The sequence below is a fragment of the Pantoea sp. CFCC18177 genome (genome assembly GCF_059412425.1).
Window position 1 is genome coordinate 1 of the sequence record NZ_JBNBPL010000011.1, and the last position, 23,519, is coordinate 23,519.

Here is a 23,519-nt window from a genome sequence, read left to right on the forward strand (position 1 = left end):
CTGCCCCACGCCTCCCCGCGTGGGGCTCCTGGCCCAACGTAAAAGTCTCAGCGCTGCGGATAACCCTGAGGGGGCAGCAGAGGCGTCATGGCCTCAGACAATGTGCCCTTTTTGACAACGCGCATTGAAGCTGATGAGCTGGCTGGGGCGCACCGGGGCTGGCATTCCGCAGCGCTGAGCTGAGCGAGTATGCCAGGAGAGCCCGCAGGACGCGGGCGAAAGGTGGCGCTGGAACATGGATGTTCCATCGGCACCGGTCCGTAAGGCAGACGAGTGAAGTGAAGGTACCGCGTAGCGGCGCGAGGACCGCCGGCCCCGGTGCGGCCCCAGACGGCGTTATCGTCAGTCCTTAACAGACAAGCATGACGCCATTGATGGCGTTATCGTCAGTCCTTAACAGACAAGCATGACGCCATTGATAGCGACCTACCGAATGATTACGCCGTTCTAAAAAAATTACCCCTGCCAGCCGCCGCCCAGCGCGGCAATCAGCTCCACGCTGCTCACCCACTGCGTGCTCTGCAACGATAACAGGCTCTGCTGCTCGGTCAGGCTGCTGTTTTCGGTGGTCGCGACGTCGAGATAATCAATCATCCCGGCATCATACTGATTGCGCGTGACCCGCGCCGACTCTTGCGCGGCTGTGGTGGCTAACTGCTGCGACGCGATCTCGCCCTGCAGCGTATTCAGCTGCACCAGATAATCTTCCACTTCACCCATCGCGGTGAGCACCGACTGGCGGTAATCCGCCACGCTGGCGTCATAGGCGGCGCGCGCCTGCTCCACTTTGGCGGAAGTAGCCCCGAAGTCCAGCAGCGTGCCACTCAGCTCTGGCCCTAACGACCAGACGCGATTCGGCAGCGAGAACAGGCTGTTGATCGCCGACGAACTGACGCCGCCGCTGGCGCTTAACGTCAGGTCCGGGTAGTAACCGGCAATCGCTACGCCGACTGCGGCATTGGCGGCGGCAACGTTACGCTCGGCATAGGCGATATCCGGCCGACGCTGTAGTAATGCCGAAGGCAGGCTGTTGGGAATGGCGGGCAGCGTGGCGTTCAGCTTCGCCACCGGCAGGGAGAAATCAGCAGGCGCACGCCCCAGCAGCAGCGCAATGGCGTGCTCTGACTGCGCGCGCTGCCACTGATAATCCTGCGCCGTGGCACGCGCGCTTTCCAACTGCATCTGCGCCTGTGCCAGCGTGGCACGTGATTCACTGCCCGCTGAATACTTATTCTGAATCACCGTCAGATAACGCTGGTAGGCGTCGATGCTGCGCTGATACAAGGCAATTTTTTCGTCGAGAATACGCAGCTGGAAGTAGTCCTGCGCCAGCTCCGATTGGGCACTGAGCGTGATATTCGCCAGCTCGGCCTTACTCGCTTGGGCGCTGGCTTTGTTCTCTTCCAGCGTACGGCGCAGCTTGCCCCACAAATCCAGTTCCCAGCTGGCGCTGAGATCGGCGGCGTGCGCGTTGCTGACGCTGCGCTGCCCGGTGGCGCTGGAACGGCTGCCGCTGCGTGTGCTGCTGGCATCGTAACTCACCGAAGGGAACAGCGCGGCGCGTGACTGCGACGTCAGCGCCTGGGCTTCACGGTACTGTGCCGCATAGCTGGCCACGTTTTGGTTGGAGATGCTCACCTGGCTCAGCAGACTGCTAAGGGTATCGTCGTGATACACCAGCCACCATTCCCCCTTGCTTTGCGCATCCTGCGGCGTGGCCTGCTGCCAGCCTTTGGCCTCTTTAAAGTGGGTTGGCATCGCCATCGTGGGGCGTTGATAATCAGGGCCAACAGCACAACCCGCCAACAGCAGCGCCATCACGATTGGCGTCAATTTTAGAGACATTTTCATCTATCAGGATTCCACATGGCGCATCCGCTGCCACTGACGTTTGGTGGCACGGCTTAAACGATCAAGCCAGAGATAAACCACTGGCGTAGTAAACAGCGTCAGCAGCTGGCTCAACGCCAAACCGCCGGCAATCGCCAGCCCGAGCGGGCTGCGTAAATCGGCATCGCCGCCGCTACCCAACGCCAATGGCAAGGCACCAAAAAAAGCGGCCAGCGTGGTCATCATAATCGGGCGGAAGCGCATTAAACAGGCCTGAGTGATCGCCTGCTGCGGCGACATGCCTTTAGTGCGCTCAGCGTGGATCGCAAAGTCGATCATCATGATGGCGTTCTTCTTCACGATACCGATCAGCAGAATAATGCCAATCAGCGCGATCACCGTCAGTTGGGTGTTGGTGAGCAACAGCAGCAGCAGTGCGCCCACCCCCGCCGACGGCAGCGTCGAGAGAATGGTAATCGGGTGGATATAGCTCTCATATAGCACGCCCAGCACGATATACACCGCTGCCAGCGCCGCCAGAATCAGCCAAGGCATGGTGGCGGTGAGCTGGGCGAAGGCCGCCGCCGTACCCGCGAAGCCAGCCTGAATGGTGGATGGCAGACCGAGTTGCGCCATCGCCTGTTTGATCAGTGCCTGCGCCTGCTCCAGTGACACGCCATCGTTGAGGTTAAACGCCACCGTGCTGGTCGCCGACTGGCCCTGATGCGCCACCGACAGCGGTGCATTACCGCCCACAAAGCTGGCAAACGCGGAGAGCGGCACACGATCGCCGCTGTCATTGATCACGTAAAGCTCTTTGAGTATCTCCGGATCGCGGGTGTAGCTGCTCTGCAACGACATCACCACGTGATACTGATTCAGCGTGTGATAGAGCGTGGCCACCTGGCGCTGGCTAAAGGCGTTATTGAGCATGGTATCCAGCATCTGCACATTCACCCCCAGACGGTTGGCGCGGTCGCGATCGATATTGATCACCACTTCCTGCCCACCGGTTTGTGAGTCGGAATCCACACTGTTGAGTTGTGGGATCGCCGCCAGCGCCGCCTGCACTTTAGGCGTCCACTCACGCAGCACATCCAGATCGTCCGCCTGCAAGCTGTATTGATAGGTGGCGTTGGCGCTGCGTCCACCGATATGCAAATCTTGCGCGGCCATCAGGAACATCTGCGCACCGGCAATATGACTGGTATTCATACTCAGGCGGTTAGCCACTTCGGTGGCGGTGGCATCACGGTCGCTGAAATCTTTCAGGCGCACAAAGAAGTTGGCGCTGTTGCGCGAGCCAAACATACCGCTGCCCATCGACGACATCACACTCTCGACCGCCGGATCGGACTGGATGATTTTGGTGAACTCCAGCATCTTCGGCTTCATCGCCTGGAACGAGATGTTCTGGTCGGCGCGCAGTGCACCCATCAGTAGGCCGGTATCCTGATTGGGGAAGAAGCCTTTCTGCACCACAGAGAACAGGAACAGATTGAGCAACACCGTCAGCACCAGGCTGAACATGGTGATTTTCTGGTGTGCCATCACCCACGCCAGACCACGCGAATAGGCCGCCAGTAATCCGTTCAACTGGTTTTCGATAAACTGGTAGAGCGGGTGCGGGCGTTTACTCACTTTCGGTTTGGGCTTCAGCAGACGCGCACACAGCATCGGCGTCAGGCTGAGCGAGACGAACATCGAGATCAGCAGCGAGATGGTCAGCGTCACGGCAAATTCGCGGAACAACCGCCCAACAATACTGCCCATCAGCAAGATCGGAATAAACACCGCCACTAATGACATGGTCATGGAGAGCACGGTGAAACTCACCTCCTGCGCGCCCTTCAGCGCCGCGCGCAGTGGACTCAAGCCCTCTTCGATATGGCGGGTAATGTTCTCCAGCACCACGATGGCGTCATCCACCACAAAGCCGGTGGCAATAATCAGCGCCATCAATGACAGGTTATCGAGGCTATAGCCCAGCAGATACATAAAGGCGCAGGTGCCGATTAACGACACCGGCAACGCCAGCGCCGGGATCACCACCGCCTGCACGTTGCGCAGGAACACGAACACCACGGCGATCACCAGCAGCATGGCAATCAGCAAAGTCTCTTCGGTGTCGTAAAGGGATTCACGTACCGTGGGCGAGCGGTCCACCACCACTTTCAGTTGGGTATCGGCCGGCAGATCCTTCTCCAGCGCCGGTAACTGCGCTTTGATGGCATCAATGGTGTCGAGCATATTGGCACCGGCCTGGCGCTTAATCCCCACCATCACCGACGGCATTGAGTTAAGGAAGCCCGCCTGATACTGATCCTCGACCGAATCGTACACGGTGGCGACATCATGCAAACGCACCGCTTTGCCATCTTTATAGCTGACGATCAGGTTCTGATACTGTGCCGCTTTGTCTAACTGACCATTGCTGTCCACCACCCATGACTGACTGCTGCCTTGCAGAATGCCCTTGGGCTTATTGGTGGTGCTATTGGCAATCGCTTCGCGCACCGTATCCAGCGAGATACCGTATTGCGTCAGCTTGAGCGGTTGCAGATCGATGCGCACCGCTGGCAAGGCACTGCCCATCAGCGACACTTCACCCACGCCTTTGACCTGCCCCATCGCCTGCTCGATTTTACTTTCGGCGAGGTCGTAGAGTTCACCCGGCGTGCGCGTGGCCGACGTCAGCGCCAGCATCACAATCGGCGCATCGGACGGGTTGGCTTTGCGGTAGGTCGGCAGTGATTCCATCGAACTCGGCAGCAGGCTGCGTGCGGCATTGATCGCCGCCTGCACATCGCGCGCCGCGCCATTAATATCGCGGTCGAGGTCAAACTGCAAAATCACCGTGGTGGAGCCCTGCGAACTGCTTGAGGTCATCTCCGTGACGCCGGCAATCTGCCCCAGCGAACGTTCCAGCGGGGTGGCGACCGTGGCCGCCATGGTTTCCGGGCTGGCACCCGCTAAACTGGCGCTGACCATGATGGTGGGGAAATCCACCTGCGGCAGCGGCGCCACCGGCAGCAGCCGATAGCCCAATGCGCCGAGCAGCATGATCGCCAGTGTCAGCAGCAGCGTGGCGACCGGGCGGAAGATAAACAACCGGGTTAAATTCATTGCTCGTCTCGCACCTGCTGCTGCTTGCGTTGCATATAACGCTTGCCACGCTGCGCAATACCATCAAACCACAGGTAGATCACCGGCGTAGAGAACAGCGTCAGCACCTGGCTGACAATCAGCCCGCCGACAATCACCAGGCCCAGCGGCTGACGCAACTCGGCACCGGAACCCGACGCCAGCATCAATGGCAGCGCACCTAATAATGCCGCCATGGTGGTCATCAGAATCGGACGGAAACGCAGTAAACAGGCCTGATGAATCGCATCACGCGCGCTCATGCCCTGTTTGTTTTCGGCCTCCAGCGCGAAGTCGATCATCATAATCGCGTTCTTTTTCACGATACCGATCAGCAGGATCACCCCGATTAACGCAATCAGGCTGAATTCGCTACCCGCCAGCAACAGCGTGAGCAGCGCCCCCACCGCCGCTGAAGGCAGCGTGGAAAGAATCGTCACCGGATGAATAAAGCTCTCATACAGGATGCCCAACACCACATACATGGTGATCAACGCCGCCAGAATCAGCCACAGGGTATTGCCCGTCGCGCTCTGGAACGCCGAGGTTTCCCCCTGGTAGCGCAGCGTAATACTGGATGGCAAATTGAGCTGCTGCGTCACCTCGGCAATGGCTTTCTGACCATCTTCCAGCGAGTAACCTTTGTTGAGATTGAATGACACCATCACCGCCGGGAACTGATTCAGGCGCATATGCATCAGCGATCCGGTGCGTTCGTGGATGGTGGCGATCGAGGTGAGTTTCACCATGCCCGTTGTGGTGGTGTCCGACGTGGTACTGCTATCCGATGAAGAGGATGAGCTGCTGCTCGACGAACTGCTGGTGGTGCTGCTGGTTGATGAATTGCTGGTCACTGGCAAATACACATCATCAAACGAGGCCGGTGACTGCTGATACTGCGGTGCCACTTCCAGCACCACGCGATACTGGTTCGCCTGGGTAAAGATGGTAGAGACCAGACGCTGACCGAAGCTGTTGTAAAGTGCGGTATCCACGTCTGATGCCGTAATACCGTAGCGTGCAGCCTTGTCGCGATTGAGTTCCACATAGGCCACACGGCCCTGGTCTTGCAGGTTGCTGACCACACCGTTAAATTCCGGGCGCTTCTGCAAGGCGGCGATTATCTTCGGCGTCCAGCTCACCAGATTTTCACTGTCGGCATCATCGAGGGTAAACTGATACTGACTCGGGGTGACCTGATCGTTCACCGTCAAATCCTGTGCCGGTTGCAGATAAAGCTGAATACCTGCAACCTGCTCTGCTGCCTGCTGTAGCTGCTTGATCACCACATCGGCTTTATCATCACGCTGATCAAACGACTTAAGGTTGATCTGGATGCGCCCGCTGTTGAGGCTGGTATTACTACCGTCGATACCAATGGTCGAGGACAAGCTGTCCACGGATGGATTCTGCAAAATCACTTTCGCCAGCGCTTGCTGGCGCTTAGACATCTCGCTGAACGAGACATCCTGCGACGCCACGGTCACGCCCTGAATCAGGCCGGTATCCTGCGTCGGGAAGAAGCCTTTCGGGATGGCGATATACAGCAGCGCCGTCAGTGCAAAGGTCGCCAGCGCTACCAGCAGCGTCAGCTTTTGGTGGTTCAACACCACCGTGAGCAGGCGATCGTAACCGCGCACCAGCTTATCGAACACCTCCCCGCCCTTACGTGAGAAGCGTGACTGCTTCTCTTCCGGGATGTGCTGCAACAGATAGGCACACAGCATCGGCGTCAGCGTCAGTGACACCACCATCGACACCAAAATCGATACCGCCAGGGTAATGGCAAACTCACGGAATAAGCGCCCGACCACATCGCCCATAAACAGCAGCGGGATCAGTACGGCAATCAGCGAGAACGTCAGGGATATGATAGTAAAGCCAATCTGCTGGGAGCCTTTTAGCGCCGCCTGCATCGGCGTTTCGCCCTCTTCCAGCCGCCGCGAGATGTTTTCCACCACCACGATGGCATCGTCGATAACAAAGCCGGTGGCGATGGTCAGGGCCATCAGTGACAGGTTATTCAGGCTGAAATCGGCCAGATACATTACGCCGAAAGTTCCAATCAGCGACAGCGGCACCGCCACGCTGGGGATTAGCGTCGCCGCCACGTTACGCAGGAACAGGAAGGTCACCATCACCACCAGCGCCACCGACAGCATCAGCTCAAACTGCACGTCACTGATCGAGGCGCGAATGGTTTGGGTGCGGTCCGACAAAATCGTCATCTTCACGCCATCGGGCAGTGCCGCCTGCAAGGTTGGCAGTTGTGCTTTGATGGCATCCACCACCTGAATCACGTTGGCACCAGGCTGACGCTGTACGCTGATGACAATCGCCGGGCTGTTGTTCGCCCATGCAGACTGGAAGGTGTTTTCCGGGCCCTGTTCGATATGGGCGATATCTTTCAGGCGCAGTGCGGCACCGTTCTGATAAGTGATGATCAGATTGCCGTACTCGTCGGCGGTGCGCAGCTGATCGTTAGCATCAATGGTGACCGAATGGTATTTACCATCAAAGCCACCTTTCGAGCCGTTGACGTTGCTATTGCTGATCAAGGTGTTGACGTCTTCCAGCGTCAGGTTGTGTGCTGCCAGCGCTTTGGGGTCCATCTGCACACGAATCGCCGGTTGATGTCCACCCGCCAGCGTCACCATGCCCACGCCGTTAATTTGCGACAGCTTGAGCGCCACGCGGGTATTGACCAGATCCTGCACCTGCGTCAGCGGCAGATTGTCGGAACTGGCCGCCAGCGTGATCACTGCCGTGTCCGCCGGGTTGACCTTCTTGTAGGTCGGCGGATTCGGCAAGTCACTCGGCAGCAGGTTATTGGCGGCATTGATCGCCGCCTGTACTTCCTGCTCGGCGACGTCCAGCGACAAATCGAGGCTGAACTTAAGGGTGATGATCGATGAGCCACCCGAGCTGGTGGAGGTCATCTGGCTTAACCCGGCCATCTGACCAAGTTGGCGCTCCAGCGGTGATGTCACCGAAGACGCCATCACATCGGGGCTGGCACCAGGATAGAGCGTGGTGACCTGAATCGTCGGGTAATCCACCTGCGGCAGCGCCGAGGTGGAGAGGAATTTGTAGGCAAAGATCCCGGAGATCAGCACGCCAACCATCAGCAAAATGGTAGCAACGGGACGCTGAATAAAGAGACGAGACGGATTCATTTTTTGGCCGCTGCGGCAGTTTTGCTGTCATCGGCCAGAGAGACTTTACTGCCGTTGGTCAGACGATCGATGCCCTCCGTCACCAGACGATCGCCCGGCTCTACGCCTTTAAGGATCGCCTGCTGGTCTTCGCCAAACGCAGGACCGGTGGTGACCGCTTTGCGTGTCACGGTGTTGTCTTTGCCAATCACAAACACAAAGCTGCCATCGCTGCTGAGTTGCAGCGCCTGAGCCGGGATCACCGTGGCATTTTTCAGCACGTTGGTTTGCAGGCGCAGGTTGACGAACTGGTTAGCAAACAGCGACTCATCCTCGTTAGGGAATGACGCTTTCAGCTCAATGGTGCCGGTGCTGGTATCAATTTGGTTGCTGATAAACTGCACCGCTCCCTCTGCCAGTTGAGTGCTGTTGTCTTGGTCAAAGGCGACAGCGGGCAGACTCTGACCGTTGTGCAGGGCTTTAGTCAGCTGAGGGATATTGCTTTGCGGCACGCTAAAGGTCACGGCGGCAGGCTGCATCTGAGTCACCACCACAATGCCAGTGGTATCGGTGGTTTGCACCATATTGCCCGGATCGACCAGACGCAGACCGACGCGACCGCTGACCGGAGAAGTGATACGTGCATATTCGATATCCAGCTTAGCGCTGGCGATCTGCGCCTGGTCCGCCGCCACCGCCCCTTTGTACTGGCCGACAGTCGCGGTTTGCGTGTCGAGATCCTGGCGCGACAAGGAGTCCTGCGCGGCCAGCTTTTTGTAGCGCGCCAGCGTCAGTTCCGCGCTTTTCAGCAGCGCCTGATTTTGATTGAGATCGCCCTGATACTGCGCCAGCGTGGCCTGATAGCTACGCGGATCGATCTGCGCCAACAGTTGTCCAGCGGCAACCTTCTGGCCTTCAGTAAAGAACACTTTCTCCAGTTGACCGGCCACGCGGCTGGTCACGGTGACGCTGGCATTGGGGATCACTGTACCGAGCGCATTGAGATAGACCGGCACATCAGCAGTGCTCGCCACGCCACTGTGCACCAGGGTGGCGCCGCCCATCATTGCCATGCCCGGCGGTCCACCGGCACCGCCGCGATGACCACCATGTTTACCACCCGGCGCACCGCCCGGCGGCATGCCTCCCGGTGGCATGCCCCCTCGCCCGCCCACTACGCGCCAGATCACGCCCGCGACAATCAAAAGCACAATCAAAATAAGCAGCCATTTAAGCCAGCGAAAACGCGATTTGCGAGGGGAGTTAATTGTCATCGGACTCTTCAGATAAACAGGAAAAAGGAAAATCCCCTGTTAAGTCAGGGGATTATTTCAAAGGAAAATCATCACTGCTTGTATTATCGACTGAAGTGCCATGGAATTTCCATGGAGAAACCGTAAGGGTAATGTTAAGACTCTCAGGCTTTCCAGCCGCCTCCCAGTGCTTTATACAAGGTGATTTTCTGGCTCAACTGACCCAGATGCGCGCTAATCAGCGACTGTTGCGAACTGTAAAGCGATCGTTGGGCCACTAATACATTGAGATAATTGTCTACGCCTTGCTTAAAGCGCAATTCGGAATAGTCGTAATCACGCTGGTTCGCGCCGACTTCCTGTTGCAGGGCCGTCATCTGATCCTGCCAGGTGTCCTGCCCGGCCAGCGCATCATTCACCTCTTTGAACGCGGTCTGGATCGCTTTCTCGTAATCAGCAATTTCAATGCGTTTCTCAATATGCGCGATATTGAGGTTAGCCTCGTTTTTGCCGCCGTCAAAAATCGGCAGATTTATCGATGGTACGAATGACCAGGCACCTGTGCCGCCACTGAGTAAATTGCCGAGTGAGCTGCTGGTCGATCCTCCCGATGCGGTGAGCGTGATGCTTGGGAAGAACGCTGCGCGCGCAGCGCCAATGTTGGCATTCGCCGCTTTCAGCGTGTGTTCAGCCGCCATGATGTCAGGACGACGCGTTAACAGATCCGACGGTAATCCAGCCGGCGTGGCCGGGAACTGCCAGTTGGCATCCAGCGTGGCGTGCGACAGCAGTGTCGGTGGCAAATCGGTGCCCACCAGCAGGCGCAGCGCATCCACATCCTGACGCACCTGGCGCGTATAGCTGGCGACGTCTGCTTGTGCGGCGCGTACCGTACTCTCTGCCTGTGCCAGATCCTGATCGCTGCTGGCGCCGCCGTCGTAACTGAGTTTCGTCAGGCGATACGACTCCTGCTGACTTTTGGCGGTGTTTTGCGCCAAATGCAGCAGATCGTTATCAGAGCCCAGCGTCAACCAGGCCGTCGCCACCTCGGAGATCAGCGTGATGCGCGTGGCGCGCTCGGTGGCGGCGGTGGAGAGATACTGCTCTTGCGCCTGATCGCGCAAGCTTTGCAGACGGCCGAAGAAGTCCAGCTCCCAGGATGTCACCCCAAGCCCAGCATTCAGCTCATGATAGGTCACCGGACCCGTGGTCTTGGTGTTGTAGAGGTTGCCAGGTTCATGCGCCGAGGTCTGGCTCGCCGTGGCATCGATGGATGGCATCAACGCGGCGCGCTGCACCGTGACGCTCTGTTGTGCTTCCTGCACATTCAACGCCGCGACGCGCAGGTCGCGGTTGTTATCGAGTGACAGCTGAATCAGGTTACGCAGCGTGGCATCGGTGAAGAAGTTCTGCCACGGCAAATCGGCCACGTTGCCTACCGCCGTGGGCTGATCGTAATGTCCCACGGTCTCGGCTGGCATCGCCGGACGCTGGTAGTGCGGAGCCAGCGTACAACCCGCCAGCATCATCGCCAGCGGTAACAGCGCCATTCGGAAAGAATTAAGATTCATGAGTTGTCACCTCTGCGGATGCTTTTTTCTTACGGGAGAAGAACTGCGACACCACCACATAGAACATGGGTACAAAGAAGATGGCGAGGAAGGTCGCGGTGATCATCCCGCCCGCTACCGCCGTACCAATCGAGTGCTGGCTACCCGCCCCTGCCCCGTTGGAAATAGTCAGCGGCAACACGCCGAGAATAAACGCCATCGAGGTCATGATAATCGGACGGATACGCAGCCTGGCCGCTTCCACCGCCGCTTCGACCAGCGTTTTACCTTCACGTTCGTGCAGCTCTTTAGCGAACTCGACGATCAGGATGGCGTTTTTCGCCGCCAGCCCCACCGTGGTGAGCAGCCCCACCTGGAAGAACACATCGTTCTGCAAACCTCGCAGCAGCACCGCACTGATGGTGCCGAGGATGCCCAGCGGCACCACCATAATCACCGAGAACGGAATCGACCAGCTCTCGTACAATGCCGCCAGACACAGGAACACCACCAAAATCGAAATGATGTACAGCTGGGTGGTCTGGTTACCGGAGGCCTGCTCCTCATAAGAGATGCCGTACCACTGCACGCGGAAGCCTTTTGGCAGCTGTTTCGCTAACTGCTCAACCGCCTTCATCGCTTCGCCGGTACTCTGGCCAGGTGCAGGGGATCCAAGGATCTCTTCCGAGGTTAAGCCGTTAAAGCGTTCAAAGTGCGGCGAGCCATACACCCATTTGCCTGAGGCAAAGGCTGAGAATGGCACCATGGTGCCGCTGCTATTGCGGAAGTACCACTTGTTGAGATCGGATGGCGTCACGCGTGAGTCCGCTTTACCCATCAGATAGACCTCTTTCACACGGCCGCCGTACATGAACTGATCGATATAACTCGATCCCCATGCCACGGAGAGCGTGTTGTTGATGTCAGTCATGCTGAGGCCAAGCGCACTGGCGCGCTCGTCATTTATCTCCAGTTGATACTGCGGCTCATCTTCCAGACCATTCATGCGCACCTGCGTCAGATGCGGATCTTTGTTGGCCAGATCCACCAACTGGTGGGTGGCATCCATCATCTGCTGATGGGTATGCGCGCCGGTATCCTGCAGATAGAGATCGAAACCAGTGGCGTTACCCAACTCCATCACCGCAGGCGGCACCATGGCGAAGATTTTGGCGTTCTTGTAGTTGGCAAAGTGCGCCATCACCCGATTCGCCAAATCCTGCACGCTTTGCCCGCTGTGGGTACGATCGCTCCAGTCTTTCAGACGCACAAAGGCCATGGCGTTACTTTGGCCGCGACCGGCAAAGTTAAAGCCCGCCACACCAAAGGTGGTGGTGACCACTGAGGCTTCGTTCTTCTGCAGATAATCATTCAGGTCGTTGATGACCTGCTGAGTACGCTGTGATGAGGCGTTCACCGGCAGCGTCATCTGCACCATCATCAGCCCCTGATCTTCGCCGGGCAGGAAGGTGGTGGGGACGCGGGTGAACAAAAAGCCCGTCACGCCGACGATCACCAGGTAGATCACCAGGAACAGGCCGCGACGGGAAATCACCTTGCTGACGCCGCGCGTGTAGTGCATCGCGCCACTATCAAACTTGCGGTTGAACCAGCCCGCAAAGCCAGTGGTTTTATGCTCGGCCGAGCTGGCTTTCAGCAATGTGGCGCAGAGCGCAGGGGTGAAGATCAAGGCCATGATCACCGACAGCGCCATCGCCGACACAATGGTGATAGAAAACTGGCGGTAGATCACCCCGGTAGAGCCGGAGAAGAACGCCATCGGCAGCAACACCGCTGACAGCACCAGTGCAATACCAAAGAGCGCGCCCTGAATCTGCTGCATCGATTTGATGGTGGCGGTTTTCGGGTCGAGATGCTCTTCATGCATCACACGCTCGACGTTTTCCACCACCACGATGGCATCATCCACCAGCAAGCCTATCGCCAGCACCATCCCGAACATCGTCAGGGTGTTGATGCTGTAGCCGAATGCCGCCAGCACGCCAAAAGTCCCCAGCAGCACCACCGGAACCACCAAGGTGGTGATCAGCGTGGCACGCAGGTTCTGCAGGAAGATCAGCATCACGAAGAACACCAGGATGACCGCTTCGATCAGCGTTTTCACCACTTCTTCAATCGAAGCACTGACCACTGGGGAAGTGTCGTACGGATACTGAATTTCAACGTTATCCGGCAGGGCATCTTTCAGATCGGCAATGGTCTGGCGCACCGCTTTCGCGGTATCCAGTTCATTCGCCCCGGTGGCGAGACGCAAGGCGATACCCGCAGCCGGTTTGCCGTTCATGGTGGCATCAATGCCGTAGGTCTGCGGCCCGAGCGCTACGCTGGCGACATCTTTCAGACGCACCTGTGAACCATCGGTATTGACCTTCAACAGCACGTTCTCGAACTGTTTCACCGTGGTGAAACGGGTTTTACCGAGAATCGTCGCCTGGCTTTTCGCGCCCTGAATGGTTGGCAAACCGCCGAGTGAACCGGAGGAGACCTGCACGTTCTGATTATCAATCGCCGTCGAGACATCGCTCGGCATCAGGTTGTATTTATACAACTTGGCCGGATCGAGCCAGATACGCATGGCGTATTCCGAGCCGAGCACCATGAAGTCACCGACGCCAGGCGTACGCGAGATCGGGTCTTCCAGTTTCGATACCAGCATGTCGGCCAAATCGCCGTTGGTTAGCTTGCCATCTTTGGAGATCAGCCCGATAACCATCATGAAGTTTTTCTGGTATTTACGGATACGGATACCCTGATCGGTTACCGTGCTGGGCAACTGTGATTCCGCCAGTGAGACGCGGTCCTGCACCTGCACCTGCGCGATATCCGGGTTAATCCCCTGGTTAAAGGTGGCAATGATCTGCGCACTGCCGTCCGAGGCGCTGCTCGACTCCAGATAACGCAGGCCATCCAGACCGTTTAACTGCTGCTCGATGACCTGCACCACGGTATTTTGCGTGGTTTCGGCGCTCGCGCCTGGATAGGTCACGGAGATCGACACCGCTGGCGGCGAGATATTGGGATACTGGTTAACGGGCAGGCTGATGGCCGCAATAGCACCCACCAGCATCACAATAATCGCGATGACCCACGCGAATATTGGGCGTTCAATGAAAAACTTAGACATGACGCCCCCTTATTGTGCCGCAGCGTCAGTCATCGAGAGACTAACGGCATTGGCTGGCGGGGTGTCATTGGTGTTCGCGGCGGTAGTGGTGACTTTCACTCCGCTACGCACACCCTGTAAGTTGTTCACCACCACATTTTCACCTTCCTTCAGGCCGCCCGTCACCAGCCATTCACCCTTGACCATTTCACCGGTCTGGATGGTGCGCTGGTCGATGGTGTTATCGCTTTTCACCACGTAGACATAGGGCTGGCCTTTGCTGTCATGCATCAGCGATTCCGGCGGCAGTAAAATGCCCTGCTGCTGGATGCCCTGTGGGAAGCTGGCGTGAACGTACATGCCCGGCAGCAATTCGTTTTGTGGATTCGGGAACACGGCACGCAGCACGACAGTGCCGGTGGTGGTATCGACGTTCACTTCGGAGAACGCCAGTTTGCCCTGCTGATCGTATTGGCTGTTATCTTCCAGCGACAGACGAACCGCAGCGGTGTTGTCATCCACTTTAGCAATCTTGCCTTCGGCCAGCGCCCGGCGCATACGCAACAGATCGGTGGCCGACTCACTGACATCCACATACATCGGGTTGAGCTGGGTGATGGTGGCAAGGTAGTCACTCTGCCCACTGGTTACCAGCGCACCGGCGGTGTAAATCGAACGGCTGATATGGCCCGAAATCGGCGCTTTCACCAGCGTGTAGTCGAGGTTCACTTTGGCGGTTTCGACATCGGCCTTGGCTTCGCGCTCTGCCGCTACCGCATCATCGTAGGTTTGCTGACTTATCGCATGGGCAGCCGCCAATGGCTGATAGCGCTTCGCCACCATGGCATCGTTTTGCCAGGTCGCCATCGCTTTGTCGTAGGTGGCTTTATAGGTGGCCGGATCGATCTGATACAGCGGCTGCCCCTCTTTCACTTCTCCACCTTCAGTGAAAAGAATTTTTTGGATGACACCACTGACCTGAGGACGCACCTGTGCGGTTCGCACGGCGGTGGTACGGCCAGGTAACTGGGTGACTAAAGTGACAGGCTCAGATTTCAAGGTGATCACCCCCACTTGGGGAGTGGCCGTTGCAGCGGGCTTAGCTCCGCCCTGGTCGCAGGCTGCCAGTAAAAACACCACGCTGGCAGAAAGAAGTTTCAGGCGCATAGTTTTTCTCTAACGATAGGAGGGAAATAGTCACGAATGTAATGACTCAAAATGGCATTGTAGGGAGCGGAAGCGAGCGGGGTTGTTAAGGTTGCGTAAAATATATTTTCCAAAGGAAAATGGTAAACCTTTCGTGCCTTAAATGGCTGTGGAATTTAGCTTTTTGCGGGTTTTTGATGATGATTGCGGAAGGGTAGCGGCGCAATGAATGGCGCGTCTCTTGGGTGAACAACGCGCGATAAATCGCGCCGCTACATTCAAGTGATAAATCTCGCCGCTAACCTTTCGGCTCAATCCCTCTACGGCGCAATTCCCGCCGGGCCAGATCTTTCAGCCAGCATGACAGGGTGATGTTGTCATCTTCGGTGACTTCGCGCAGTTGCTCGTGCAACTCAGGATGAATACGTAACTGAAACGCCGAGGAGCGGCCTTCCCCTTTCGGGGTGCAGTCTTTGGTTTTTGGCATCACTGATGTCCTCAACGAATAACAAATTAATACGCCCCAGCACCGTGCTACCAACACGGCCCAGGGCTGGCGAACCGAAATGGAATGCGGCATCGCGGTGCGTTGAATATAGGTTACACGGCGAGATATTTTTATGTTGCTGGGGAAGTGTTAAGACTCAGACAAGAGGTGTGAGCGAGTTCGCTCGCCGGTAAATTTTAGACAAAAAAAACCCACGCATCTGCGTGGGTCGGTGCAACAGAACAGGGTGAATACCTGAAGACAGGTATCGCTGCCGCAGCAGCCGCTCATCACACCCATCAATACCTCTGGGACTTTCATCGTCGCCGAAAGCAGTGAAAGAGAACAGCCGCAAATCGCAACCGAGTTCGGCGAAATGCAACGAGGTGTGAAAAGCACGACTGTGCAGTTACATCCTGATTTTACTAAGATTTATCCGAAGGTGGCTTGTTGTAAATCGCATCAGGTGCGATGTTCATGTGCTTCAGCACCGGCCCCATGATATTGCCGAAAATCGGTGCCGCCACGGTTCCCCCGAAGTGGTCACCCGCAGTGGGATGGTTCACGATCACCACCAGCGCCACTTCCGGATGACTGGCGGGAGCCACGCCAGCGGTGTAGTTCACATAGCCGCCATCATATTTGCCGCTGGTGCCCATTTTTTCAGCCGTACCGGTTTTGGTCGCCAGACGATAGCCCGGTACGTTGGCACGCAATCCTGAACCGCCGGGCAGCACGTCACTCTCCATCATGTGAACAACAATTTCCGCCGTTACCGGATTCGCCACCTGCGTGCCCACCACCGGTGGCGTCACTTTGGTAATCGAGAGCGGACGATAGATGCCATAACTGCCCAGCGTGGCGTACTCACGTGCGATTTGCAGCGGCGTAACACGCAATCCGTAGCCAAAGGCAAAGGTTGCGCGTTCGATATCGGCCCAGCGCTGACGATGCGCCGGGAAATAGCCCACGCTTTCGCCAGTCAGCCCTAATCCAGTGGGTTTACCCAAACCAAATGCCTGATAGGTGTTGACCAGCGCATCAGCGGGCATCGCTAACGCAATATGGGACGCTCCGGTATCACTCGATTTCTGCAGGATGCCGGTCACTGTGAGGCGCGGCCAGTGGCCCACGTCACGAATCAAGTGGCCGTTGACCGTATAAGGCGAGGTATCCAGCACCGAGTCCGGGCGAATCAAATGACGCTCCAGTCCCTCCAGCACCACCAGCGGTTTCACCGTTGATCCGGGTTCATAGCTGTCATTGATCGCCGTGTTGCGCATCTGCGCAGGCGTGGCGTTTTCGTAGTTGTTAGGGTTGAACGACGGGTATGACGCCATCCCTAAAATTTCTCCGGTATCGATTTTGATCAACACCGCCGCACCCGAGTCAGCTTTGTTCAACAGCACACCATCGCGCAGTTTGCTATAGAGCGTGAACTGGTCAAATTTATCGATACTCAGCTGCACCGTGGGCGGCTGCTTAGGCGGATCGTAGTCGATCATCGAAATGATATGGCCATCGCCATCCTGACGATAAACCTCTTTGCCGGGTTCCCCCTGCAACACATGATCAAAGCCTTTTTCCAGTCCATTCAGACCATTGCTGTCCGCCCCCACGATGCCGATTAACGGCGCTGCCGCTTCACTCATCGGGTAGAAGCGACTGTCGTTATACACCGAGCTGATCCCTTTCAGGTGCAGTTCAGCGATGTCTTTGGCAATACCCAGCTCAATCTTGCGCCCCAGATAGAGGAAGCGCTTTTTCGGGTTGGCGGTGATTTGTGCACGGATCTCTTCCGGTCGCATGCTGAGTGCGGCCGCCAGATAGGCCCATTTGGCGCTGGTGAAATCAGGATTGGCTTCTAATACACGCATCGGATCGGCAATGATATCGCGCGCGGGTACGCTCAGCGCCAGCGCCTGACCATCACGGTCCAGTAAGGTACCGCGGTTCGTCGGCAGCGTGACAGTACGCAGCGAGCGCTGGTCGGCTTCATGCTCCAGCATCGGATGTTTAATCAGTTGCAGGTCACCGACGAAAATCAGCAGCAGCACCATGCAGCCAAGGACACCCAGACAAATCAGGCGAAAGCGAAAAGGGTTAAATGGGGCTTTAATCTGGTCTTTTCCCAGAAATTTTTTAATCGGGGGCATAGCATTCCGCTGCGATAAAGGGTGAATCTAAGCTTGTTATCTGCAGTTATAAAGAAAGCTTGAGAGTGATAACAGGAAAACTGTGTTTCAGTTCGTTAGCGAAACGTGCGGGCAAAAAAAACCTGCGCATCTGCGCAGGTCGGTGTAATCAAGAAAACTTTTTGATGTTCACCCATCAATACCTCTGGGACCCTGACTTTAGCAAGGTGGCTGATGAGGAGACCATCTCTCAAACGCAACAGTTACCCGCAAAATGTAACCAGCAGTGAGATTGTTAGCGCACCATTCACATCAAATGTTTTTTGATTTGCACCAGGCAACTCATGGCGTTAGGTCCCTGCGTCAATGACGAGGTGCCGATGTCCAGCGTCAGCACATTCGGGTTGCCTGCGCGATCCCATGGCTGCCACGCTTGGCCAAAGCCGGGATCGAACCAGGCACCGGTGGCGATGATCACCACACCAGGGGTTAAGCCGTCAGTAATACGTGCGCCTGCCAGCATGCGTCCTCGTGTATTGGTGACTTCAATCTCATCGCCATCGGCAATATCTCGCGCACGCGCATCCTGCGGATGCATAAACAACGTTTCGCGTCCGGCGGTTTTATTGGCCTGCACCGTGGCGGTGGCATCCATCTGGCTGTGCAGGCGATCCGACGGCTGGATGGAGATCATATGCAGCGGGAATTCCTCACTCAAGGGCGCGCCTAGCCACTCCTGCGGCTCACGCCACTCGGGATGCCCGGCAAAATCATCCAGTTGATAGTCGGCAATGGTCTGGCAGAACAGCTCAATTTTGCCGCTGGCAGTTTGAATCGGGTGTTGAGTCGGGTTAGCGCGGAAATCGTCCATAAACACATAGGGTTTGCCGCCTTCCGGGATCTCGACAAAGCCACGCTGCCAAAACTCACCAAACTCCGGGAAATGAATATCTTTGCGCGCATGCGCCACGGCACACTGCTGATACAGGTGCTCAATCCACTGCATCTCATTGCGCCCTTCGGTGAAGACATCGCGATAGCCGAGGCGATCGGCGATATCGGCAAAGATATCAAAGTCATTACGCGCCTGATGCTGAGGTTTGACCGTCTGATGCATGGCAAACACGAAGCGATCGCGCGATGAACCGCCAATGTCGTTGCGCTCCAGCGTGGTGGTGGCGGGCAGCACGATATCGGCCATTTGCGCCGCTGGCGTCCAGACGATGTCCTGCACGATGACGGTATCCGGACGCTGCCAGCCTTCGACTAAACGGTTGAGCTGCTGATGATGGTGGAAAGGATTGCCGCCCGCCCAGTGCACCAGATGGATATCCGGATAGTGCAAGGTCTCACCCTGGAAGCGGTAAGGCTGGCCCGGATTGAGTAGCATGTCGCTGATACGCGCCACCGGAATCGAGTGATTGCCCGGATTGGGTCCGGTGCTCATCATTGGCGCCGGCCCTTCCTGGCGCGGATTGCCGACGCTGTTCATCGAGCCGTGACCAAAGGAGAAACCGCCGCCTGGCAAACCCGGCTGACCGAGCATCGAGGAGAGCGCAATCATCATCCAGTACGGCTGCTCGCCACGGTGGGCGCGCTGTACTGAATAGGAGCAAGTAATGAAGCTGCGTTTACCGATCAGCTGCTGCGCCAGCAACGCAATACGTGCCGCCGGAATGCCGGTGATATCGCTGGCCCATTCCGGGGTTTTGGCGATGCCATCGCTTTCGCCCAGCAGGTAGGCGCGCAGCTGCGACCAACCGGTGCAGTGGCTGGCAAGGAAGTTTTCATCCACCGCCTGGCGACGGGTGATCTCGAAACCGAGCGCCAGCATCAGCGCCACGTCGGTGTTAGGCCGAATCGGGATCCACTCTGCATTAACGAAGGCTGGGCAGTCATCGCGCATCGGGCTGATGTTGATAATCGGCGTACCCTTGGCGGTCAGTTGTTCCAGCGCCGGTTTCAGGCTGTGTTGCCCTGCCCCGCCGGACGCGACCTGGGCATTTTTCAGCGCCAGTCCACCAAAAGCGATAAAGATTTCGGCGTGTTCCACCACGTCAGGCCAGTCTGTCACGCGGCCGGTGAGCGGCATGTATGTACCGATCACATAGGGCAGGAAGAACTGCGCGGCACCCCAGCTGTAGTTGCCCTGCTGGTCAACCCCACCGCCGCCCTGGAAATAGAAACGACGAATCAGGGTACGGGCGTGGTTAACGCGCCCAGCGGAAGACCAGCCGTAAGAGCCGTTGAAAATGCCGGAGGCACCATAGCGATCGCGCACGCGACGGTTCTCTTCTGCCACCAGATCCAGCGCGGTGTCCCAATCCACCGCCACAAAGTCTTCCCGCCCGCGCAGGGTACGGTCACTGTTTTCACGCGATTTCAGCCACGAACGGCGCACCATCGGCTGGCGAATACGTTTATCCGAATAGACCAGCTCTGGGATGGTGTTGAGCATCGGTGAAGGATCGGCATCGGCAAAGAAAGGTTCGCAGCCAATGAGGCGATCGTTTTCGGTAACAGCAGTAAAAGCGCCCCAGTGCGCCAGGTGCGGCACGCGTGATTTCATGGTTTTGGGTCCGGCAGGCAGGTATGAATAATAGTGGCAGCATAACATGAGGGTGCGGCCGGGCTAAAGCCTGGCTGAATCCCCTTAATTTCCGCGCTTTTGCGACAGCGCTGGCATTCTCGCGGGTTGCTACAGGTACTGTTTTCCGTAACACTGGTGGCATGTGTAAACGTTTTCCCGGATGCAAGTAACCGCATGGCTACCATTAAGGATGTTGCCCGCATGGCAGGGGTGTCGGTCGCGACCGTTTCCCGTGTCATCAATAATTCGCCCAAAGCCAGCGAGAGTTCACGCCTCGCCGTGACCCAGGCAATGGAGCAGTTGCAGTATCACCCGAACGCCAACGCACGCGCCCTGGCGCAGCAGTCCACCGAAACCTTAGGGTTGGTGGTGGGTGACGTTTCCGATCCCTTTTTTGGCGCGATGGTGAAAGCGGTCGATGAAGTGGCAGGTGCCACCGGCAACTTCCTGCTGATTGGTAACGGTTACCACAACGAGCAAAAAGAGCGCCAGGCGATTGAACAGCTGATGCGTCACCGCTGTGATGCCTTAGTGGTGCACGCCAAGAAAATCCCTGATGCGGATTTAGAAGTGCTGATGAAGCAGGTGCCGGGCATGGTGCTGCTGAACCGTTTATTAAAAGGCTTTGAATCGCGCTGTATCGCGCTGGATGACCGTTACGGTGCCTGGCTGGCGACACGCCATCTGATTCAACAAGGCCACTCACAGATCGCTTTTATCTGCTCCACCCACCCGATTTCGGACTCTGAAGATCGTCTGCAAGGCTATTACGATGCACTGAAAGAGCATGGTTTGCCGTCTAACGATCGCTTAGTGGCCTGGGGAGAACCGGATGAAGTCGGCGGTGAGCAGGCAATGACCGAGTTGTTAGGTCGCGGTAAACAATTTACCGCCGTGGCCTGCTACAACGATTCGATGGCGGCAGGCGCGTTGGCGGTACTGAGTGACAACGGCGTGCGCGTGCCGGAAGAGATGTCGTTGATTGGTTTCGATGATGTGCTGGTATCACGCTATGTGCGCCCACGTTTGACCACGGTGCGCTATCCGATTGTCACCATGGCGCAGCAGGCAGCGCAACTGGCGCTGGCATTAGCCAACGGCACGGCAATGCCGGAAGTGACCAATATGTTTAGCCCCACGCTGGTGAGACGACATTCGGTGAGCGGGCCGGGTTGAAGAAATAAAAGCGCCGTGCAATCCGTAGCGGCGCAATTTATTGCGTAATGCTCGTCAGTTAAGGACTCAGGCTGCTTATTGATAAGTGGCCTGTCTTCTCTGTGCGGGCTCTGCCGCCACTACTGCCCCCTCTGGGCCGTCCTCGCGCCGCTACCGCTCTACGCCAAATCCTGCGAATACACCTTCACCCGCACGTCCGGGAACTCCAGCGCGTCACACTGATAATCCCAGCCAAAGCGCTCGTAGTAGCCGCCAAAGGTTGACCACAGCCATAACTTCTCATGCCCGCGCTGGCGGGCAAAATCAATCACATGCTGCTGCAGTGCTTCACTCAATCCCTGACCGCGCGCAGGTTCATCGACATAGAGCGCGGCAACCCAGGGGTAAAGATCCTGACGGCTGATCAAATCGCAGCGCCAGAACCCAACCGTGCCCAAAGGCACATCACCATCCAGTGCCACAAAGGTCACTGGATAGTCGGCACCATTCAGGCTACTACGCACAATGCTGTGATAAAACTCGCGCGAGGTCCCTTCGCCAAACGCCTGCCACAGCCAGTCGGTGATGTGACTGGCGTGATGTGGCACCTCGCTGAGCGCGACAATCTTGATCACATCAGCTCCAGCGCCAGCAGCTCCTGAATGGTCTGCGCACGACGGATCTCACGTGGCGTGCCATTCTCAAACAGCACTTCCGGGATCAACGGGCGGCTGTTGTAGTTAGATGACATGGATGCACCGTACGCGCCGGTATCGTGGAACACCAGGTAATCTCCCACCTGGGTAGCAGGCAGTGCGCGTGTCTCGACTTTGCCGCCTTCCAACTGGGTAAACACATCACCCGATTCACACAGAGGACCCGCCACTACCGAATCTACCGTCGCATCGCTCAACGCACGGCCATCAGTTGGTAGCACGGAGATGTGGTGATAGCTGCCGTACATCGACGGACGCATCAAATCGCTGAAGCCCGCATCCACCAGCACAAAGTGGCGGCTGCCCATCTCTTTCACCGCACGCACCTGTGACACCAGCACACCTGACTCTGCGACCAGGAAACGGCCGGGTTCGATTTCCAGTTTCACCGGATGGCCCAAATGCGCCGCAATACGTTCGCGCGCACCGTTCCACAGACCGAAATAGTGCTGCGTATCAATGGCTTCTTCGCCGAAACGGTACGGAATCGATAACCCACCACCGGCAGAGATTGCTTCCAGGTCCTGACCAAAGGCCACCACTTGATCGACCATCGCGTCACACACCTGCTGCAAGTGGCCATAATCCACGCCGGAACCGATATGCATATGCAGGCCAACTAATTTCAAGCCGTGCTGCTGAATCGCGGCCAGCGCCAGCGGCAGATCGCTGTGCCAGATGCCGTGCTTGCTGTTCTCACCGCCGGTGTTGGTTTTCTGGCTGTGACCGTGACCGAAGCCCGGATTAATACGCAGCCACACTTTGTGTCCTGCGGACACCGCACCGAGCTGATGCAGCATATCCACCGATCCGGCATTGACCGGCACTTTCAGTTCGGCGATACGTGCCAGCGTAGGTTCATCCAGTACGTCTGCGGTGAAGACGATATCCTCGCCACCCGGCTGGAAGCCGGCGGCCAGCGCGCGCTCAATTTCACCCAGCGAAACTGAATCAACCTTTACACCTGCAGCACGCATCAAACGCAGAATATGGATGTTGGAGCAGGCTTTCTGCGCAAAACGCACCACGTCAAAAGCGCTGAGCTGCGCGATACGCTGCTGGATAATCGCGGCATCGTAAGCCCAGAAGGGACCTGCATAGCGCTGGGCCAGCGGCAGTAAGTTGGCGGCAGTCAGCGCCGTTTCAGTGTTGTTCAGTGGACGTGGCATCTCAATTCTCCTGTGTCTTTGCGACTATTTAGCCACAGCACATCGATTCATAAAAATATCTGTTT

General features: G+C 57.2%; 13 protein-coding genes. 1 reads left to right on the forward strand and 12 read right to left on the reverse strand.

What is annotated here, in order from left to right:
• Positions 1-456: 456 nt before the first annotated feature.
• The 10 genes from ACPUC8_RS13100 to ACPUC8_RS13145 all read right to left on the reverse strand — a co-directional run bounded on the left by ACPUC8_RS13100 (position 457) and on the right by ACPUC8_RS13145 (position 20,393).
• Positions 457-1,851 (reverse strand): efflux transporter outer membrane subunit, encoded by a 1,395-nt coding sequence (locus tag ACPUC8_RS13100; protein WP_039329046.1) that lies wholly within the window; start codon positions 1,849-1,851, stop codon positions 457-459.
• A 3-nt stretch (positions 1,852-1,854) separates the two neighbouring features.
• Positions 1,855-4,956 (reverse strand): efflux RND transporter permease subunit, encoded by a 3,102-nt coding sequence (locus ACPUC8_RS13105; RefSeq protein ID WP_494926460.1) that lies wholly within the window; start codon positions 4,954-4,956, stop codon positions 1,855-1,857.
• A complete protein-coding gene (locus tag ACPUC8_RS13110) occupies positions 4,953-8,150 on the reverse strand; it encodes an efflux RND transporter permease subunit (RefSeq protein ID WP_494926461.1) in 3,198 nt (1,065 codons plus the stop codon). The genes ACPUC8_RS13105 and ACPUC8_RS13110 overlap by 4 nt, the downstream gene beginning before the upstream one ends.
• On the reverse strand, positions 8,147-9,403 hold the full coding sequence (locus ACPUC8_RS13115) for an MdtA/MuxA family multidrug efflux RND transporter periplasmic adaptor subunit (RefSeq protein ID WP_494926462.1): 1,257 nt from the start codon (positions 9,401-9,403) through the stop codon (positions 8,147-8,149). The genes ACPUC8_RS13110 and ACPUC8_RS13115 overlap by 4 nt, the downstream gene beginning before the upstream one ends.
• 143 nt (positions 9,404-9,546) lie before the next feature.
• Positions 9,547-10,953 (reverse strand): efflux transporter outer membrane subunit, encoded by a 1,407-nt coding sequence (locus ACPUC8_RS13120; RefSeq protein ID WP_039329039.1) that lies wholly within the window; start codon positions 10,951-10,953, stop codon positions 9,547-9,549.
• Complete coding sequence (locus ACPUC8_RS13125) at positions 10,943-14,077, reverse strand: efflux RND transporter permease subunit (protein WP_494926463.1); 3,135 nt, start codon at positions 14,075-14,077, stop codon at positions 10,943-10,945. The genes ACPUC8_RS13120 and ACPUC8_RS13125 overlap by 11 nt, the downstream gene beginning before the upstream one ends.
• Before the next feature lie 9 nt (positions 14,078-14,086).
• Positions 14,087-15,223 carry an efflux RND transporter periplasmic adaptor subunit gene (locus ACPUC8_RS13130; RefSeq protein ID WP_039329035.1) on the reverse strand — a complete coding sequence of 379 codons (1,137 nt, stop codon included), beginning with the start codon at positions 15,221-15,223 and terminating at the stop codon, positions 14,087-14,089.
• Positions 15,224-15,500: 277 nt separating this feature from the next.
• Complete coding sequence (locus tag ACPUC8_RS13135; RefSeq protein WP_039329033.1) at positions 15,501-15,689, reverse strand: hypothetical protein; 189 nt, start codon at positions 15,687-15,689, stop codon at positions 15,501-15,503.
• Between the two features lie 425 nt (positions 15,690-16,114).
• Positions 16,115-17,845 carry a penicillin-binding transpeptidase domain-containing protein gene (locus ACPUC8_RS13140; protein ID WP_494926464.1) on the reverse strand — a complete coding sequence of 577 codons (1,731 nt, stop codon included), beginning with the start codon at positions 17,843-17,845 and terminating at the stop codon, positions 16,115-16,117.
• 286 nt (positions 17,846-18,131) lie between these two features.
• Complete coding sequence (locus ACPUC8_RS13145) at positions 18,132-20,393, reverse strand: molybdopterin-dependent oxidoreductase (protein ID WP_494926465.1); 2,262 nt, start codon at positions 20,391-20,393, stop codon at positions 18,132-18,134.
• Between the two features lie 195 nt (positions 20,394-20,588).
• On the opposite strand from ACPUC8_RS13145, the gene galR reads away from it, so the two are divergent.
• A complete protein-coding gene (gene galR / locus ACPUC8_RS13150) occupies positions 20,589-21,590 on the forward strand; it encodes an HTH-type transcriptional regulator GalR (protein ID WP_494926466.1) in 1,002 nt (333 codons plus the stop codon).
• A gap of 158 nt (positions 21,591-21,748) precedes the next feature.
• Here galR and ACPUC8_RS13155 read toward each other — a convergent pair whose 3' ends face one another.
• On the reverse strand, positions 21,749-22,204 hold the full coding sequence (locus tag ACPUC8_RS13155) for a GNAT family N-acetyltransferase (RefSeq protein ID WP_039329026.1): 456 nt from the start codon (positions 22,202-22,204) through the stop codon (positions 21,749-21,751).
• Positions 22,201-23,454 (reverse strand): diaminopimelate decarboxylase, encoded by a 1,254-nt coding sequence (gene lysA, locus ACPUC8_RS13160; RefSeq protein WP_039329024.1) that lies wholly within the window; start codon positions 23,452-23,454, stop codon positions 22,201-22,203. The genes ACPUC8_RS13155 and lysA overlap by 4 nt, the downstream gene beginning before the upstream one ends.
• Between the last annotated feature and the right edge of the window lie 65 nt (positions 23,455-23,519).

What these genes read in the sequence shown, in the direction of transcription:
- ACPUC8_RS13115 (WP_494926462.1), bottom strand. Translation starts at nt 9,403, where the DNA reads ATGACAATTAACTCCCCTCGCAAATCGCGTTTTCGCTGGCTTAAATGG.
- ACPUC8_RS13135 (WP_039329033.1), bottom strand. Translation starts at nt 15,689, where the DNA reads ATGCCAAAAACCAAAGACTGCACCCCGAAAGGGGAAGGCCGCTCCTCG.
- ACPUC8_RS13145 (WP_494926465.1), bottom strand. Translation starts at nt 20,393, where the DNA reads ATGAAATCACGCGTGCCGCACCTGGCGCACTGGGGCGCTTTTACTGCT.
- ACPUC8_RS13130 (WP_039329035.1), bottom strand. Translation starts at nt 15,223, where the DNA reads ATGCGCCTGAAACTTCTTTCTGCCAGCGTGGTGTTTTTACTGGCAGCC.
- ACPUC8_RS13100 (WP_039329046.1), bottom strand. Translation starts at nt 1,851, where the DNA reads ATGAAAATGTCTCTAAAATTGACGCCAATCGTGATGGCGCTGCTGTTG.
- ACPUC8_RS13105 (WP_494926460.1), bottom strand. Translation starts at nt 4,956, where the DNA reads ATGAATTTAACCCGGTTGTTTATCTTCCGCCCGGTCGCCACGCTGCTG.
- ACPUC8_RS13110 (WP_494926461.1), bottom strand. Translation starts at nt 8,150, where the DNA reads ATGAATCCGTCTCGTCTCTTTATTCAGCGTCCCGTTGCTACCATTTTG.
- ACPUC8_RS13125 (WP_494926463.1), bottom strand. Translation starts at nt 14,077, where the DNA reads ATGTCTAAGTTTTTCATTGAACGCCCAATATTCGCGTGGGTCATCGCG.
- galR (WP_494926466.1), top strand. Translation starts at nt 20,589, where the DNA reads ATGGCTACCATTAAGGATGTTGCCCGCATGGCAGGGGTGTCGGTCGCG.
- ACPUC8_RS13140 (WP_494926464.1), bottom strand. Translation starts at nt 17,845, where the DNA reads ATGCCCCCGATTAAAAAATTTCTGGGAAAAGACCAGATTAAAGCCCCA.
- ACPUC8_RS13120 (WP_039329039.1), bottom strand. Translation starts at nt 10,953, where the DNA reads ATGAATCTTAATTCTTTCCGAATGGCGCTGTTACCGCTGGCGATGATG.
- lysA (WP_039329024.1), bottom strand. Translation starts at nt 23,454, where the DNA reads ATGCCACGTCCACTGAACAACACTGAAACGGCGCTGACTGCCGCCAAC.